This window comes from Salegentibacter salinarum (genome assembly GCF_900168115.1).
In the GTDB taxonomy this organism is placed as follows: domain Bacteria; phylum Bacteroidota; class Bacteroidia; order Flavobacteriales; family Flavobacteriaceae; genus Salegentibacter; species Salegentibacter salinarum.
This window is the reverse complement of sequence record NZ_FUZC01000009.1, coordinates 67,268-84,242: the sequence shown is the minus strand read 5'-3', so window position 1 is coordinate 84,242 and position 16,975 is coordinate 67,268. Positions and strand designations below refer to the sequence as shown.

Below are 16,975 nucleotides of genomic sequence, written 5' to 3'. Positions count from 1 at the left end.
TTAGACAGTAGTCAGTAGTCGATAGTTTTTCATAGTTCTAACGTCTAAAAACTACAGACTATCGTCTTTATTTTCTCCATAGATGCTCTTAATACTTACATTTCCCGACAGATTTGCTACTTTAGCGATACCAGTCTTCCTACAAATATGGAAGAACTGATAACCCACAACTAATAACTGAAATGCCCAAAAGAAAGATATGCGTTGTCGTTACCGCCCGGCCTTCTTACAGTCGGATAAAAACTGCACTTACAGCAATACAGGACCACTCCGATTTGAAACTACAACTAGTTATTGCAGGATCGGCTCTTTTGGATCGATACGGAAACGCGGTAGATTTTATTGAAAAAGACGGATTTGAAATAGCGGCGAAGGTTTTTATGGTACTGGAAGGAGAAAATCCTACTACAATGGCCAAAACAACCGGCCTGGGGGTAATGGAGCTTACTAATGTTTTTTACAACCTGAAACCCGATGCTGTCTTAACCATCGCCGACCGGTTTGAGACTATCGCCACCTCTATTGCTGCGGCATATCAAAACATACCCCTCGTTCATATTCAAGGTGGTGAGGTTACCGGTAGTATTGACGAAAAAGTGAGACATGCCAATACAAAACTTGCCGATCTTCATTTGGTTGCTTCAGAGGATGCAAAACAACGCGTTATAAAATTGGGAGAAAATCCTGAAAAAGTAATCAACACCGGCTGTCCATCTATAGACCTCGCCAAAGAGATTGCAGAATATCCATTTCTTGATTTTGATCCTATTGAAAAATACGGAGGTGTGGGTTCTAAACTCAATTGGAAAGAAGGTTATATTGTGGTAATGCAACATCCGGTGACTACCGAGTATAAACAGGCAAAAGCACATGTTACCGAAACCCTGAAAGCGATAAAAAGATTAGATTATCCTACTTTCTGGTTTTGGCCAAATGTAGATGCAGGATCTGATGGAACATCTAATGCAATACGATCTTTCCGGGAACTTGAAAAGCCAGATAACATTCATTTTTTTAAAAATATGGAGCCGACAGATTTTCTAAGACTCTTAAAGAATTCCAAAGCTTTAGTGGGCAATTCCAGTGCCGGGTTAAGAGAATGTGCCTATTTGGGAGTACCGGTGGTTAACATTGGGAACAGACAATTTCGCCGAAATCGGGCCACAAATGTTACCGATGTAAACTATAATTTAAATGAAATTTTAGAGGCTACCGAAAATGCAATTAAAACCGAACATTTTGAATCTTCTGGAATCTACGGCAACGGAGATTCAGGGAAAAAGATTGCTGAAATCTTAGCCACCTCAGAATTAACCTATAGTAAAACAATTACCTATTAAATTTCAAAAATCTGCGCAAGTATGAAAATTTTAGGTTTAATTCCTGCCCGGGGTGGCAGCAAAGGAATTCCCGGTAAAAACATAAAAATGCTGGGTAGCAAACCACTTTTGCAATACACTTTTGAGGCGGCAGAAAGCTCAGAACTTTTAAATAAAGTAATCCTTAGCTCAGATGACGAAGATATCATTCACATTGCAAAGCAGCTTGAGCTTGAGGTTCCTTTTAAACGGCCCGATCACCTGGCCGAAGATTCCACTTCCAGCCTGGAGGTTGTAAAACACGCTGTTAATTACTACCTGGAAAGGGGAATTCAATTTGATGCGGTCTGTTTGCTACAGGTAACCACACCATGTCGAAAACCCGGACTTATAGATGAATGTATACTCAAATTTCAGGACAATAATTTCGACTCGTTGGTTTCAGTGAGGGAAGTGCCTGAAGATTTTAATCCGCATTGGATTTTTGAAGAGAATAACGGAAGCTTAAAAATCGCTACCGGGGAAGAAAAAATCATAAGCCGAAGACAGGATTTACCAAAAGCCTATCATAGGGATGGAGCGATTTATCTCACCAAAACCGAAGTGCTTTTAAATGAAAATTCCCTTTTTGGTAAGAAAATAGGATTTGTGAATACTTCCGCTTCCCCTTATGTAAATATTGATACCCCGGAAGATTGGAAAAAAGCGGAAGAAATGTTAAGTAAGCTAAAAAGTTAAATGAAAGCCTAATGAACTTTAACTCGTCAAGCTTTTCTGAGCGTCCGTCCTCCTGTCCCGAAGTTTCAGGATCTAACTTGATCAGAATTGATATCATATTAAAAGCTGAAACAAGCCCGCCTGAACGGCCGGGCAGGTTCAACTTGACGAAATTAGACCTTTAAACACAGCTACCGAGAAGTGTTTAAACATAAAAAGCAAACTTAAAATAGTAATGTGCGGAATCGCAGGAATTATTTCAGCAAAGGCTAACAAAGAGAAACTTCAGCAAATGCTGAACCTTCAGAAGCATCGTGGACCTGATCATACCGGGAATTACGTTGATTCCTGTTATTGTGCATTGGGACATAATCGGCTTTCAATTATTGACCTTTCAGCAAAAGCAAATCAGCCTTTTAAAGATAATTCTGGACGGTATCACCTTACTTTTAATGGAGAAATCTATAATTACAAGGAGTTAAAACAAGAATTAAAAGCTTACTATAATTTTAAAACAGCATCTGATACTGAGGTTCTATTGGCTGCCTTTATTGTTTGGGGCAAATCCTGTCTCAACAAACTCAATGGGATGTTCGCTTTCGCAATTTGGGATAATAAATTGAAAAAACTTTTTGCTGCACGGGACAGGTTTGGGGTAAAACCATTTTTTTATTCCGAAGAAAACAAAGATTTCTATTTTAGCAGTGAAATTAAAGCAATTAGAAGCGTTTTAAAGTCGAACCAACCAAATGAACAGGTGTGGGCTAATTATTTTACTTTCGGTTCTTACGGGATGCCTTCAGACACTTTTTACGATGAAATATTTCAACTTCCGGGAGGGCATTTTCTGGAATATCAGGCAGGCAACTTAAAAGTTACCAGATGGTATGATTTTGAGAAAAATCTTTCCAAATATTCTAAAATCTTGTCTTTTGAAGAAGCTAAGCAGTCTTATTATAAAATTTTAATCGATAGTATTTCACTAAGGTTTAGAGCTGATGTTCCAATTGGTTTTAATATTAGTGGTGGAGTAGATAGTTCCCTCTTACTGGCTTTGGTAAATCGACTAAATAAAAACAAACATATTAAAGCTTATACTTTTTATGCCGGGGACGAAAATTATGATGAACTGCCCTGGGTTCAGAAAATGATTGAAACCACCCGGAATCCACTAACTAAAGTAAAAATACAACCAAGTGATGTAATTAAAAAAGCCCAGTTTTTAAGCAATATCCAGGATGAACCATACGCCGGGCTACCCACTCTTGCCTATGCTGCATTGTTTGAAAACGCTAAAAAAGACGGAATAAAAGTCCTGCTTGACGGGCAGGGAATGGATGAGCAATGGGCAGGCTATGATTATTATCAAAATCCCGGAACTACCGCAACCATTCAGGGTACAGGAAAAATGAGTCCATTTCGAGTTAAAGTATTAAATGATGATTTTAAAGAATTAGCCAAAAAGCCGGGCTATCCTACCCCATTCGACAACGATTTACAAAACCTGCAATACCGGGATCTTTTTTATACGAAAATACCGCGTGCGTTAAGATTCAACGACCGGATTTCTATGGCTTACAGCACAGAATTACGGGAGCCTTTCCTGGATTACAGAATGGTAGAATTTGCATTTTCCCAGCCTAAAACCTATAAAATTCATAATGGAATTCAGAAATATTTAATCCGGGAAATACTTAAGGAGATCGCTCCTCAGGATTTGAGCTATGCGCCAAAACGTCCGCTTCAAACTCCACAGCGCGAATGGGTGGGTAACGAATTAAAAGACTTTACTGAGGAAAATATTGAAAAACTCAGATATTCGAAAATATCATATTGGTTTAATTTTGAAGAGATGCAACGAGAATGGAATAATTATAAAGCCGGGGACAACCAAAGCAGTTTTCATATCTGGCAGTGGATTAATGCGGGGTTGTTGATGGGAAATTAAAACAAATCAAGAGAAAAGAGGCAAGGAAAAAGACTAATAATATTCTTTTATTCATAACGAACTCGCCTGTCAGTTCGAGCGTGGTCGAGAACAGTTTGAGTAGTAGTTCTATTCAAAAGATTACCGCGCTCCTTCGTTCGCTCGTACTGACGAAATGAAACAAGAAAAAATAGGCAACAAAAAAGACTAAAAATATTCGTGAATTCGTGGCTATTCAGTTCAAAGGAGGCAGTCTCAGTTTGCAGTAAAAAAACTATAAAACACCGATTCAAATTAAAAGCTCCTCCCCTTTTTTCAAGGGGAGGTGAATTTCCGTTTGCAAAATGGAAAGACGGAGGGTTACTCAAAATTCCGCATTGCTTTTTTCCACCAGCGTTTTAAACTTCGGGTGGGATCAGATTTTTCTACGTAGCCTTTGGAGTAACGGTTGTAGCCGTAGCCGTAGCCATAGCCGTAACCATAACCGTAGCCGTAACCATAACCGTATTTCGCACGATGCACAAAGTGGTTTAATACAAAACTAATATTCTTAATTTCCCCTTTGTGGTATTTCTCATTAATAGATTCCAGCATTCCGCGTTTTGTGTAATCCTGTCGTATTAAATAAATGGTAGCATCGGCGTGTTTTACCAGGTTCAGGGCATCGGCCACCATTCCTATTGGAGGCGTATCCAGGATGATATAATCGTATTTCTGTTTCAATTCCTCCATCAGCTTATCCATCTGTTCGTTGATCAATAATTCTGAAGGGTTTGGCGGCACCGGTCCCGCGGTGATTACATCTAAATAAGGAATCTTACTTTTCTGAATAATCTCTTCGCTGCTGGACTGGTCTATCAGGTAATTCACTACCCCTACATCATTATTCAGCTGAAAATCATCAAAAATCTTCGGTTTTCTTAAATCGACTCCCACCAGTACTGTTTTTCGTTCACTTAATGCGAAAACAGTGGCAAGGTTCATCGCACAGAAGGTTTTTCCTTCCCCTGAAACCGAAGAAGTAATCAGCAAAGTCTTAGAACCGGTAACGCCCTGTTTTTTATACATAAACTGAAGACTGGATCTGAGGCCCCTAAATCCTTCTGAAATTGAAGATTTCGGATTATTAAAAACCACCAGGTTCGAGTCGGTTTTGCTTTTTCCTATCATTCCCAAAATAGGGATTGGAGACAATCTTGTTACTTCCTGGGCGTTGTGAATATTTGTATTCAGGAAAACCAATAAGAAAACAAACGTTAGCGGAATAACCCCACCAACCAGAACGGCCATTACGTAATTTAGCTGGGTATTCGGACCAATTTGGCCTCCACCCGTATCTTTAGCCGAATCGATCACCATCACATCACTTACATTCGCAGCTTTAATAAGCCCCGCCTCACTCCTTTTCTCAAGGAACATATTGTAAGATTTCTCATTCAAACTGTAACGACGCTGAATTTTCAGTAAATCCTGCTCTTCCTGCGGAAGTTTACTTATTTCAGACTCCAAACGAGCGATTTGTTGATTTATGTCTCTCTGTTCATCTTGTAACAAACCTCTTGAAGAACTGATATTTTCCAGTAAAATCGATTTAACCGAATTGATTTGCCGATCTATATCGTCAAAAACCGGGGAATCTTCTTTTAATGAATACTGATAATTGCTTCTTTCCTCCGCCAGGGATATAATTCGGGAAACCCCGCTAGCTATACTTCCTTCTGAAATTCCTGCCACAGAGGGTGCGGGTACATTGGAATAATCATTCCTGGTTTCCAGGTAATTTCTTAAGGTTTCATAGTAAGAAAGTTGCCGCCTTATATCTTCTTTTCTAAGGTCTAAGGTGGAAAGTCGGTTAGAAAGCTGGGAACTTTCCGCAGAAATATCCATTATCGCGTTTTCATTCCTAAACTGGTTCAGCTCTGCTTCTACCAGTTTTAAAGCTTCAGATTGTACGGCTAAACTGGAATCTATAAACCGAATGGTTTTAGTGGCAAAAAGGTTTTTCCGCGCCAGCATATTATCACTTAGCACTGTAACGGTTCCGTTTAAATAATCTACAATCCTGCCTTTATTTCCACCGGTTTGACTCATTTTTAAAACCGAAGAACCCTGGGATTCAGGGCTAACATTTACATTGCGGTACTTTCCAACAGCCGAATCAAAATTCATAAAACTCACATAAAAAGGAGTCCCAACCTGCAGGGGCTGTTCTACCCTAAGAATGGTTCCACTAAAAAATGGAAGCCTAACCTGTTCTCCCGATTTATAATTTTTACTGAATTCTTTAGGGTCAACCTCCCGATAAGTTTTTTCTTTGGTTTTATAATTCTGAAGACTCAAACTCGACGGTACATTCGCTTTTAGATTGTAGGTTGACGAGTCTAAAAATGTAATCGTCATCGTTACGTTTAAAGCTTGCGACATCGTGGTATCGGCAACTACTTTAAAAGGTGCACTTCCATAAGCATCAATTCGCTGATATTCCCCGTCTTTTAAATACTGCGTATAAAACTGAAGTTTTTCTACCACTTCCTCGTTATGAGAACGCGATCTCAAGATCGTCATCGCGGTATTCACCTTATCTGAAGTCCCACCCCAGTTAAAAGTTAAACTGGTATTACTGGTGAAAAACGGATTTTGATCGTCTTTTATTGAAATGGAATTCCCTAGGTTATAGACAGGTAATTTCCTTACGTTGTTATAATAGGCCACCGCCAAACTAATTCCTACCGAAAGTAGAATTAACTTCCAGTAACTTATCACTTTAAGCACAAACCCCTTAAAGTCAAAGGTTGAGCCTACATCTGATATGTGATCATCTTCGTGCGCCATTAAATCCTGCTAAATAATAAGATTGTAGTTGTAATAAATGAGAGTATGGTTACTCCGGTTCTAAATATCTCCAGACCTGTGGTTCCCAGTCCCAATGCTTTTTGCGGTAATGCATTCACCAAAATAAGGTCGTTGGGCTGAATGTAATAATACTCACTTTTGGTGGCATCAATATCGGTTAGGTCTATAAGATGAACTTTTTCGCCCTCGGGATATTGCCTTATAATTTTCACATTTTCCATATCGCCATATTCGGTAATTCCACCGGCATTGGCCACGGCTTCCATTATAGTTACCTTTTCTTTATAAATCACCTGGCTTCCGGTTCCTATTTCGCCCAGGGTGGTATACCTGATTCCTGCAAGCTTTACAGTCACAAAAATATTGGCTTCCTCCTTAAAATAATTCTCCAGTAAAAGGCCTTCAATTTTTTCCCTTATCTCCTTTTCTGTATATCCTAACACATTAACCTCGCCAAGAGTGGGCACGCGAATATTCCCGTGATCGTCTACCGTAAAACCGTCAAAAAACACTCGTTCTTCAGTAGTTGCACTAAGGTTCGCTTCATCTATCGGGTTAAACATCCCAACTAATTCCTGGTCCAGGGCTTTTACCCGAATACTTAAAAGGTCTCCGGTTTGTATACGATATGGTTTTTTAAGCTGTTGAATTTGAATAACACTATCCAGCTTTTCGTCGTTATCCTGAAGATAAGTAGTTTTTTTAGTAGAAATACAGGACGAGAAACTTAAAACTCCCGCCAGTAAGATTAGAATTAAATAGTATCTCTTTAGCATATTTCACTATAGATTCGGGACATCAGGATAAAATAACCCGACCAATGCACATTTTTGCTTCCGGGCACCATCCTAATTTAGATAGTTTTAACAAATATAGTTTTTGTAGGCTAATAATAAAATTAAGTCGCAATTTTCCTTTTATTTTGCACAAAACTCAAGTCTGTGAATTATTTAAGTGTAGAAAATATTGCCAAAGCCTACGGTGAACATGTATTATTCGAAGATATTTCCTTCGGAATAAATGAAGGCCAAAAAGTAGGATTTATCGCCAAAAACGGAACCGGAAAAACTTCCCTCCTCAATATCCTGGCAGGCTCCGATTCGCCAGATGCGGGGAAAGTGGTGTATAGAAAGGATATCACCACCGCTTTTCTTCCGCAGGAACCTAATTTAGATCCTAATTTAACGGTAGAGGAAACCATATTTTCTTCAGATAATGAAATTCTGAATATTATAAACCGATACGAAAAAGCGCTTAAAAATCCCGATGATGCTGATGCATATCAAAAGGCTTTTGAAGAAATGGATGCCGCCCAGGCCTGGGATTTTGAAACCCAGTACAAACAAATTCTGTTCAAACTGAAGCTGGACGATCTTTCTAAAGAAGTGAAATATCTTTCCGGCGGACAAAAAAAGCGTTTGGCCCTTACGGTTATGCTGCTGCAAAAGCCAAATTTCATCATCATGGATGAGCCTACCAACCACCTGGATCTGGATATGATCGAGTGGCTGGAAGAATATTTTAAAAAAGAGAATTTCACCATTTTCATGGTCACACACGACAGATATTTCCTGGAACGTGTTTGTAATGAAATAGTAGAATTAGATCACGGGCAGTTATACACCTACAAAGGAAATTACGGCTATTATCTTGATAAAAAAGATGCGCGAATGGCGCAGGAAGCCACAAATACCGAAAAAGCCAAACAACTCTATAAAAAAGAACTGGATTGGATGCGCCGTCAGCCCAAAGCGCGTACCACTAAATCCAAATCTAGGATAGACGATTTCCAGGATATTAAAGATCGAGCCCACAAACGTCGCCAGGATCACGAAATTCAGCTGGAACTCAATATGGAGCGAATGGGCAGTAAAATCGTAGAGCTGCACAATATCGGGAAGTCTTTTGAAGAAAATGAGTTACTGAAAAATTTCAGCTATAATTTTAAACGCGGCGAACGTATTGGAATTATTGGTAAAAATGGAACTGGAAAATCGACTTTTCTAAACATTCTCACCGGAGCGATAAAACCTGATAACGGAAAAGTAGTTATAGGCGAGACCATAAAATTCGGGTATTATACCCAGGCAGGAATCACCATTAAACCAGGGCAGAAAGTTATCGAAGTAATTCGGGAGTTTGGAGAATATATTCCCCTGAAAAAAGGTCGGCAAATTTCTGCACAACAGCTTCTGGAACGCTTTTTATTCGATCGTAAAAAACAATACGATTTTGTTGAAAAACTAAGTGGGGGTGAACGAAAACGACTTTACCTGTGTACAGTGCTTATTCAAAATCCCAATTTTCTAATCCTCGATGAACCTACCAACGATCTTGATATTGTTACTTTAAACGTGCTGGAAAGCTTCCTACTGGACTTTCCGGGTTGTTTGGTAGTGGTTTCCCACGACAGGTATTTTATGGATAAGATCGTAGATCACCTGTTCGTATTCCAGGGAAATGCCGAAGTTCAGGATTTCCCCGGTAATTATAGCGATTACCGTGAATATGAAGAAAGCGCTACTGCGGAAGTTAAAGAGGAAACCCAATCTACCGACCAAAAAGACAATAAAAAAGACTGGAAAAAGACCAGTTCTGGCAGTAAATTAAGTTACAACGAACAGAAGGAATTCGGTAAGCTGGAAAAAGAAATCGCCAGACTCGAGAAGAAAAAAGAGGAAATTCAGCAAAAATTCCTCCAGGACCTCAGCGGAGAAAAAGTAGCCGAAAATTCAGTTGAACTTAAAAAAATAGAAGACCAGATAGAAGAAAAAACCGAACGCTGGTTTGAACTTGGTGCGAAGGCGGAGTAGGTTGCAGTTGGCAGTGGGTAGTAGCTTGGGCTCTGCACTTGCCTCACTTTTCGGGTGTTTGTCATAATTGGCAATGATTGAAACAAAAGGCATCAGAATTCAATACGATCTAGGAAGAAAAGAAATTTATTATTAGTCAGAAAGTTGCTTTAATTCGTCATCCCGAATTTATTTCAGGATCTAAGATGAGTTACTCAAATCACGTTAGAAGCTGAAACCAGTTCAGCTTGACGAAAATAATACGCGTCAGACTAACTAAACTATGAACTGAAAGTTGCAATTAAAATCCTACATAAAATTTCTATTAAAATCCCAGAATCAACACGGGTTACACTCACCGTTTGTATATGATTTGGTGACGAATTGTTTTTATGATAAAAAGAAATACAAAGAATATAAGCTGTTAAAGCAATACCGAAAAGATCTTCGGAAAAATAATACCACTATTCAGGTGACCGATTTCGGTGCGGGAAGCAAGGTATTTACCTCCAACCGCCGTACCGTTTCGGCGATTGCTATAAATGTGGGAATTCCGAAGAAAAGAGCCAGGTTTTTATTTCGTTTGGTTAATTATTTAGGCTGTAAAAATAATCTTGAATTAGGTACTTCCCTGGGAATTGGTGCCGCTGCTCTGGCTGCAAATAAGAAAAGTAACTTAATCAGTATTGAAGGTTGCCCACAAACCGCTAATGTGGCGCGGGAACAATTGAAAAAATTCGGTATTAAAAATATAAACCTTATTGTCGGGGAGTTTGAAGAAATTCTTTCAAAAATTATAACCGAACCTGAGGAAAAAAGTAAAACCGAAGGCTCAAAAGATTTACAGAGAATCGAACAACAAACCACTTTCGACCTTATATATTTCGACGGGCATCACACAAAGGAAGCGACCTTAAAATATTTCCATCAATTATTACCCACCGCTCATAATAATTCGATTTTTGTGTTAGATGATATTCACTGGTCGCCGGGAATGGAAGCTGCCTGGGAGGAAATTAAAGCGCATCCCCAGGTAAGAGTAACGATTGATACCTTTTTCCTGGGACTCGTATTTTTTAGAAAAGAACAGGCAAGGCAGCATTTTAAAATCAGGTTGTAACAAAACGTACAAATAGGCGTCCTATAAGCACAAAATTATTTCTGCATGAGTAAAGTCATTGAAATCAGGCAAATTACCAGGGATTTTCCGTTAGGAAATGAAACCGTAAAAGTTTTAAAAGGAATCGATCTCGATATAGATCGTGGTGAATATGTTGCAATTATGGGACCCTCCGGTTCCGGAAAATCTACTTTAATGAACTTACTGGGTTGTCTTGACACTCCCACTTCAGGGCACTATATTCTGAATGGAAAAGATGTGAGCCAGATGAGTGATGATGAACTTGCTGAAATTAGGAATAAAGAAATCGGTTTTGTTTTTCAAACTTTTAACCTGCTTCCCCGAACCACTGCACTTGAAAATGTGGCTTTGCCAATGATTTATGCCGGTTACAGTAAAGCCGACCGGATTAAGCGTGCAGAAGCGGTTTTAACAGAAGTAGGACTTGGAGACAGAATGGATCATAAACCTAACCAGCTTTCGGGTGGGCAACGCCAGAGAGTTGCCGTGGGAAGAGCTTTAGTAAATAAGCCATCCATAATTCTGGCCGATGAACCTACCGGAAACCTGGATTCAAAAACTTCCTTAGAAATTATGCATCTTTTTGATGAAATCCACGCTGCAGGAAACACCGTAATTTTGGTTACCCACGAAGAGGAAGTTGCAGACCACGCCCACCGGGTAATCCGTCTACGTGACGGGATAGTAGAAAGCGATGAGCGAAAAGAGGTTGTAAGCCAATAGGCTAAACTTTCTTTACAAATTTGGTTAGAATCACAATTTGTTGCCCTTCAACTTTTCCTTCAATTTGCTCGGGATTATCGTGCACTAAAGAAACCCGGCGAACGGCTGTTCCGCGTTTAGCAGTTAAGCTACTCCCTTTTACGTTTAGATCTTTAGTGAGCACCACTGTATCCCCGGCTTCAATAACCGCTCCATTACTATCTTTATGAACAATTTCTGAAGTGGTATTTTCTTCGGAAACCATCTGGGATTTAGCAAAGGTTTTTAGTTCCTCCTCCATATACATCATATCCAGCAAATCCTGTGGCCAGCTTTCATTTTTTAGTCGGGTGAGCATCTGAAATGCAGTAACCTGAACAGCTGGAACCGTACTCCACATTGAATCATTAAGGCAGCGCCAGTGATTTGGAACTACTTTTTCAGGATCTTCAAATTGCACTTTACAAACCGAACAAATCACAAAACTTGCTTCAGACTCCGCGCCCGGGAAGTTTTCATAAGTATATAAATCTAAGTTTTCTGTATTTCCACATAACTCACAAGTTGAGTCACTCCTTTTTAATAATTCCCTTTCCAGATTCATGACATATAATAATTAGCTCGCGAATATACAGGTTCTCCTTATAAGCTTCTCTTGAGATTTTTAATAATTAAAACAGGTTTGAAAGAAATCTTTATTCTATACTTGTAGAATTAAAATTTTATTCTACATTTGTAGACAACAATCTAAACTTGTAGAAATATGAATCTTTCAAAATCTGAAGAACAGTTAATGCAAATTCTCTGGAAACAGGAAAGAGCTTTTATGAAAGATCTTATAGAAGCCTATCCGGATCCTAAACCCGCACCTACAACTATCGCTACCCTATTAAAGAGAATGCAGGACAAAAATTTTGTGGATTATAAGCAATATGGCCGTTCCCGTGAATATTTTCCGCTGGTAAAGAAAAAGGATTATTTCTCCAAACAGTTTAATGGAATTATTAAGAATTTTTTCAATGACAGCGCCTCCCAGTTTGCTTCATTTTTCACAAAAGAAGCAAATCTCAGCAAGGAAGAATTAGAAGACTTAAAGAAATTAATAGATAAAGAAATAAAAAACAAGTAGTTATGGAGTGGTACATCTTAAAATCTGTAGCTATCCTAGCTACTCTGCTTCTTTTTTACAAGTTGCTTCTTGAAAAGGAGAATATGCATACGTTTAAACGTTTTTATTTACTATTTGCAATAATAGCTTCCATCGGCATCCCTTTGATTACAATTACCACGTACGTTGAACCCGTTTCCGAAAGTTTTGATCCTGTCTTGTTTCAACTTTCCGAAGAAACTTCAGCATCAGAAAGCAACTCTTTTGAAGACAATCTTCTTTTTATCCTGTGGACCATCTATGCATTGGGAGTGATTTTCTTCAGCATAAAATTTATCAGAAACCTCAGAGAATTACTATTAAAGATTAAAACAAATCCGAAGATAAAGAAGGAAAACTCTACGAGAATACTTCTGCAGGAGAAAGTTGACCCTCATACCTTCTTCAATTATATTTTTTTAAATAGAAGGGAATACAAGGAGAAGAAAATTCCAAAGGAGGTGATTATACATGAGGAAGCACACGCGAAACAAAAACATAGTCTCGATATTCTTATTGTGGAATTCCTGCAAATTGTATTCTGGATAAATCCGCTAATCATCTTCTTAAAAGATTACATTAAACTCAATCACGAATTCCTGGCAGACAGGGAAGTCCTTAAAAAAGGAATACAAACCGCAGGATATCAAACCACATTATTATCATTTTCATCGGGACATTTACATAGTGACCTTGTAAATCCTATTAATTATTCATCAATCAAAAAACGTTTTACAGTTATGAAAACACAAACATCAAAAAAAACAATTTGGGCAAAGAGTTTACTTCTTTTGCCATTACTTGGAATACTGATCTACAGTTGCAGCACAAAAGAAGAACTGGAAAAACCCAATAGTGATCCTACTGCTCAGAATCAACCCTTGGAGAAAGCCACACCAGAAATGATAAGAGAGTACAACAGACTGGCTAGTTCATATAATTCAACAGGAGATAAGTCTCAAGAAATTAATGATTATGACAGGATGAGCGATATTTATAAAGTAATGTCTCCAGAGCAGAAAAAAACTGCAGAAAGTTTTCCAGAAATAGAAATTATAGAAGTGGTTGAAGATCCAAAAGCCACACCTGAAATGATCGCCGAGTATAACAAAATCATCGGGGATTTAAATGAAACCGGGATAATTAAGCAAAAAGATCTGAATCAGATTAATAAAATCTTAAGATTAATGACCGTGGAGCAAAAGAAAAGTGCTGTGCCATCAAAATTTGAAATTCTTCCTCCGCCACCTCCTGCTCCACCAACTTATAAAAAACTATTAGCCGATGGTGCAACTTTTTATTATCAAGGAAAAATTATTGAGCCACAGAAAGCGCAGGAATTAGTAGAAGATCAGAAAAAGGTTAATATGCAAATTACCTACGATAATAAGAAAAGACCATTCGTAGAATTAACCGATAAAGAGAATTAAACTCTCATTAAAAAACATAAAACCTCTCCGATCTACATATCGAAGAGGTTTTTTCATTTAATTATAGAATCCTATTTATCGTTTTTACTTGCAATAAAAGCATTCACCCTTTCTTCTAAGATCGGAAGTGTAACCACGCCCTGCTCTAAAATTACTTCGTGGAAGTCACGAATATCAAAATTCGCACCAAGGGCTTCTTCTGCTTTTTCTCGCAATTCCCTAATTTTTATCTCACCAATTTTATAGGAAACCGCCTGTCCCGGCCAGGAAATATAACGATCTACTTCTGTATTGATATTATGCATGGAAAGCGCGGTATTTTTTTCAAAATATTCCACTGCTTCTTCCCTACTCCAGCCCATTGCGTGAATTCCGGTATCGATTACCAAGCGGCAGGCGCGCCATTGTTCGTAGGTGAGTTTTCCAAAGAGCTCATAAGGCGTGGTATAAATTCCCATATCTTCGGCTAAAAATTCGGAATATAAGCCCCAACCTTCTCCATAAGCCGATAAATACATATTTCTGCGGAATTTAGGAATGCTATCTCCCAGTTCTGCATTAAGCGCATTTTGTAAATGATGCCCCGGAACGGCTTCGTGAGCGGTTAAGGACGGTAAAACATACAACGGGCGGTTAGATAAATTATAAGTATTTACCCAGTAATAGCCCGGTTGAGTTTCATCTGAAGCGCCGATATAACGACCTGTAGTATATTTTGGTGCTATGGCATCGGGTACTTTTGCTACTCCATAAGGCTTTCTTGGTAGTGTCTTAAAGTATGCCGGGAGTTTTGCATCTATCCGCTTGGCAATATCACGGGCCTCTTTTAGTAATTCTTCTCCCGTTTTAGCGTAAAATTGCTCATCGGTTCTTAGAAAATGAATAAATTCCTCGAAACTACCATCAAATTCAACCTCAGTAATAATCTTTTTCATTTCTGAATTAATCCGCGCTACTTCTTCTAAACCAATCTGATGGATTTCCTCGGCACTAAGATCTAAAGTGGTATAATAATCCAGTCGGTTTTGATAATATTCTTTTCCATTTGGAATTTCAGAAACACCTAAACTTGTCCGTGTTTCTGGTAAATATTCGGTTTCAAAAAACTCTTTAATTCTTTTAAACTGCGGAATAACATTACTGGAAATTGCCTTTTCTGCCGCTGTTAAAACCGAATCCTTTTGTGCTTCGGAAAGTATACCTGGCAGATTTTCAAATGGTTCATAAAAATAGCTTTCTTTTGGATTTTCGACGATCTGATCGTTATAAGTAGATTCGTAACCATCGAATATAACGCGGGGTTGTGTATTTCCTTTTTTCAATCCCTCCCTCAACAAAACAAAATGCTGGTTTACATAAGCGGGAATTGCATTCAGTTTATTCAAATAAGCTTTTACCTGGGCATAATTATTCAAATCACGTACCTGGTAAGCCAGGCTTAAATGGAAACCGGAATCTGAAAGCAAAGGGTTCAAAAAAGCTTCATATTTATAGTGATCTACGGTTTCCTGAAGCTTAAACTTTAGCATTTCCAACGAAATCTGCTCGGTTTCACTTAAAGAGGCTGCATTGATTTCCTTAAGTTCTTCTATACGTTTTTCAGCAAATTCAGCTTCTTCTTTATAGTATTCTTCGGTATAAAGTCCTAACGGAAATTCCTCCCTGTCGTAGGCTGTATGGTCTACAATTTTGCTAATAATCGAATCTAACTTTCTTGAATCCTGCTGAGCGGATAAACCGGAAACAAATAAAAAAGTAAAAGCAAGTGTAAATAGGTGCTTCATAGAAAAAGGGAATTTTTTATAAAGATAGGGTTTCTAAAGAAATGGTTTTGGGAAATGTTTTGCCACGAATCTATCCATTTTCCTTATTCTTTATTCTGTTCTCCTGGTTCTTATTTTTTTAAACCACTTTCAGAAATCTAATTCCCCAAGATCCGGTTTCCCAGCTGCGATAATAATTCTTTAGCGTCACCCCGGGTTTTTTCGGTTTCTATGGCTTTAATTTCCCCGTTTTCTTCCACCAATTTATAGCTAAAGGCGAAGTCAGAATCGGCTTTGGCAATCGGGCTCAAAGTTCCGAAGCGTAGATCGTTAAAATATATTTCCCCTTCTTTTTTTGAAACCGTATACCAGCCTTCAGTAATATCAATTAATCGCTGTACATTTTTTTTATTACGCCAATCACCCAGCAATTGATGATTTTTAGGATGCGAAACAAACTCAATTTCCTGAGAATCGAAAATCGAATAATTCCCAATCAAATAAGCATCTTCCACTTCCACATTGGCTGACCATAAAATAGCATTTAAGGGGGAGGGCTTAGTTTCAATTTTTTTATAAGTAATTTCCTGTTTTTCGAGTGCGTCGGTAAATTTATCGAACGTATAAAGCTTTAAGGCAGGGGTAATGATCAATAAGTAAATACTACTGATTATAAGGCCCAGGTTATTATATTTCCTTCTCTTTTCAGTCCCTCGTTTTTGCCGCATCGCCAGGATAAGAAATACCAAAAAAGGCAGGGTGTATAGCGGATCTATCACAAAAATGTTCTTATACGCAAGGCGGGCTTCTAAAGGCCAAAACAATTGCGTGCCCCAGGTAGTATGTGAATCCAGCAACGGATGCGTAAAAAAGCCCCAAAACATTAACCAGGACCAGTTTTGCCATGTAACGATGGACTTCTTTTCAATTTTTGAAATGAACCAGCCGAAAACCGGTGCAAAAAGTATGGAAAACGCAATAGAGTGTGTAAATCCACGGTGGATTTCTATGGCGGTAATAGTATCTGTAAAAGCGCTGGCAAAAGTATCCAGGTCTGGAATGGTTCCCGCAATTGCTCCGTAAAGCATTGCTTTGTTTCCTACTTTTTTACCGAGAACTGCTTCGCCTACCGCTGCTCCGAGTACTATTTGAGTTAGTGAATCCATTTATAGTTTTAATTCCTG

Annotated in this window: 13 protein-coding genes; 8 read left to right on the top strand and 5 right to left on the bottom strand. The window is 38.5% G+C overall.

The annotated features are described in order from the left end of the window. The first annotated feature begins 182 nt into the window (after positions 1-182). The 3 genes from neuC to asnB all read left to right on the top strand — a co-directional run bounded on the left by neuC (position 183) and on the right by asnB (position 3,984). Positions 183-1,340, top strand: coding sequence for a UDP-N-acetylglucosamine 2-epimerase (gene neuC / locus B5X53_RS12025; protein ID WP_079713478.1), 1,158 nt, complete (start codon positions 183-185; stop codon positions 1,338-1,340). A 21-nt stretch (positions 1,341-1,361) separates the two neighbouring features. Next, entirely contained in the window at positions 1,362-2,057 is a 696-nt protein-coding gene (locus B5X53_RS12020; protein WP_079713477.1) for an acylneuraminate cytidylyltransferase family protein, read from the top strand. Between the two features lie 214 nt (positions 2,058-2,271). Next, entirely contained in the window at positions 2,272-3,984 is a 1,713-nt protein-coding gene (gene asnB / locus B5X53_RS12015) for an asparagine synthase (glutamine-hydrolyzing) (RefSeq protein ID WP_079713476.1), read from the top strand. Positions 3,985-4,323: 339 nt separating this feature from the next. Here asnB and B5X53_RS12010 read toward each other — a convergent pair whose 3' ends face one another. Together B5X53_RS12010 and B5X53_RS12005 are read right to left on the bottom strand one after the other, a co-directional pair. Further along, positions 4,324-6,795, bottom strand: coding sequence for a polysaccharide biosynthesis tyrosine autokinase (locus tag B5X53_RS12010; RefSeq protein ID WP_079713475.1), 2,472 nt, complete (start codon positions 6,793-6,795; stop codon positions 4,324-4,326). Beyond that, on the bottom strand, positions 6,795-7,592 hold the full coding sequence (locus B5X53_RS12005) for a polysaccharide biosynthesis/export family protein (RefSeq protein WP_079713474.1): 798 nt from the start codon (positions 7,590-7,592) through the stop codon (positions 6,795-6,797). The genes B5X53_RS12010 and B5X53_RS12005 overlap by 1 nt, the downstream gene beginning before the upstream one ends. Positions 7,593-7,757: 165 nt before the next feature. On the opposite strand from B5X53_RS12005, the gene abc-f reads away from it, so the two are divergent. The 3 genes from abc-f to B5X53_RS11990 all read left to right on the top strand — a co-directional run bounded on the left by abc-f (position 7,758) and on the right by B5X53_RS11990 (position 11,472). Beyond that, positions 7,758-9,629 carry a ribosomal protection-like ABC-F family protein gene (gene abc-f / locus B5X53_RS12000; RefSeq protein ID WP_079713473.1) on the top strand — a complete coding sequence of 624 codons (1,872 nt, stop codon included), beginning with the start codon at positions 7,758-7,760 and terminating at the stop codon, positions 9,627-9,629. A 274-nt stretch (positions 9,630-9,903) separates the two neighbouring features. Continuing rightward, complete coding sequence (locus tag B5X53_RS11995) at positions 9,904-10,728, top strand: O-methyltransferase (protein ID WP_079713472.1); 825 nt, start codon at positions 9,904-9,906, stop codon at positions 10,726-10,728. A 45-nt stretch (positions 10,729-10,773) separates the two neighbouring features. Then, complete coding sequence (locus B5X53_RS11990; RefSeq protein ID WP_079713471.1) at positions 10,774-11,472, top strand: ABC transporter ATP-binding protein; 699 nt, start codon at positions 10,774-10,776, stop codon at positions 11,470-11,472. 1 nt (position 11,473) lies between these two features. Here B5X53_RS11990 and B5X53_RS11985 read toward each other — a convergent pair whose 3' ends face one another. After that, on the bottom strand, positions 11,474-12,055 hold the full coding sequence (locus B5X53_RS11985; protein ID WP_079713470.1) for a PhnA domain-containing protein: 582 nt from the start codon (positions 12,053-12,055) through the stop codon (positions 11,474-11,476). Positions 12,056-12,214: 159 nt separating this feature from the next. Here B5X53_RS11985 and B5X53_RS11980 point away from each other — a divergent pair, with 159 nt between their 5' ends. Continuing rightward, a complete protein-coding gene (locus B5X53_RS11980; protein WP_079713469.1) occupies positions 12,215-12,580 on the top strand; it encodes a BlaI/MecI/CopY family transcriptional regulator in 366 nt (121 codons plus the stop codon). Between the two features lie 2 nt (positions 12,581-12,582). Further along, on the top strand, positions 12,583-14,028 hold the full coding sequence (locus B5X53_RS11975; RefSeq protein ID WP_079713468.1) for a M56 family metallopeptidase: 1,446 nt from the start codon (positions 12,583-12,585) through the stop codon (positions 14,026-14,028). A gap of 71 nt (positions 14,029-14,099) precedes the next feature. Here B5X53_RS11975 and B5X53_RS11970 read toward each other — a convergent pair whose 3' ends face one another. Both B5X53_RS11970 and B5X53_RS11965 read right to left on the bottom strand, forming a co-directional pair. After that, complete coding sequence (locus B5X53_RS11970) at positions 14,100-15,812, bottom strand: DUF885 domain-containing protein (protein WP_079713467.1); 1,713 nt, start codon at positions 15,810-15,812, stop codon at positions 14,100-14,102. Positions 15,813-15,949: 137 nt separating this feature from the next. Then, positions 15,950-16,957 carry a metal-dependent hydrolase gene (locus B5X53_RS11965; protein ID WP_079713466.1) on the bottom strand — a complete coding sequence of 336 codons (1,008 nt, stop codon included), beginning with the start codon at positions 16,955-16,957 and terminating at the stop codon, positions 15,950-15,952. Positions 16,958-16,975 lie beyond the last annotated feature (18 nt).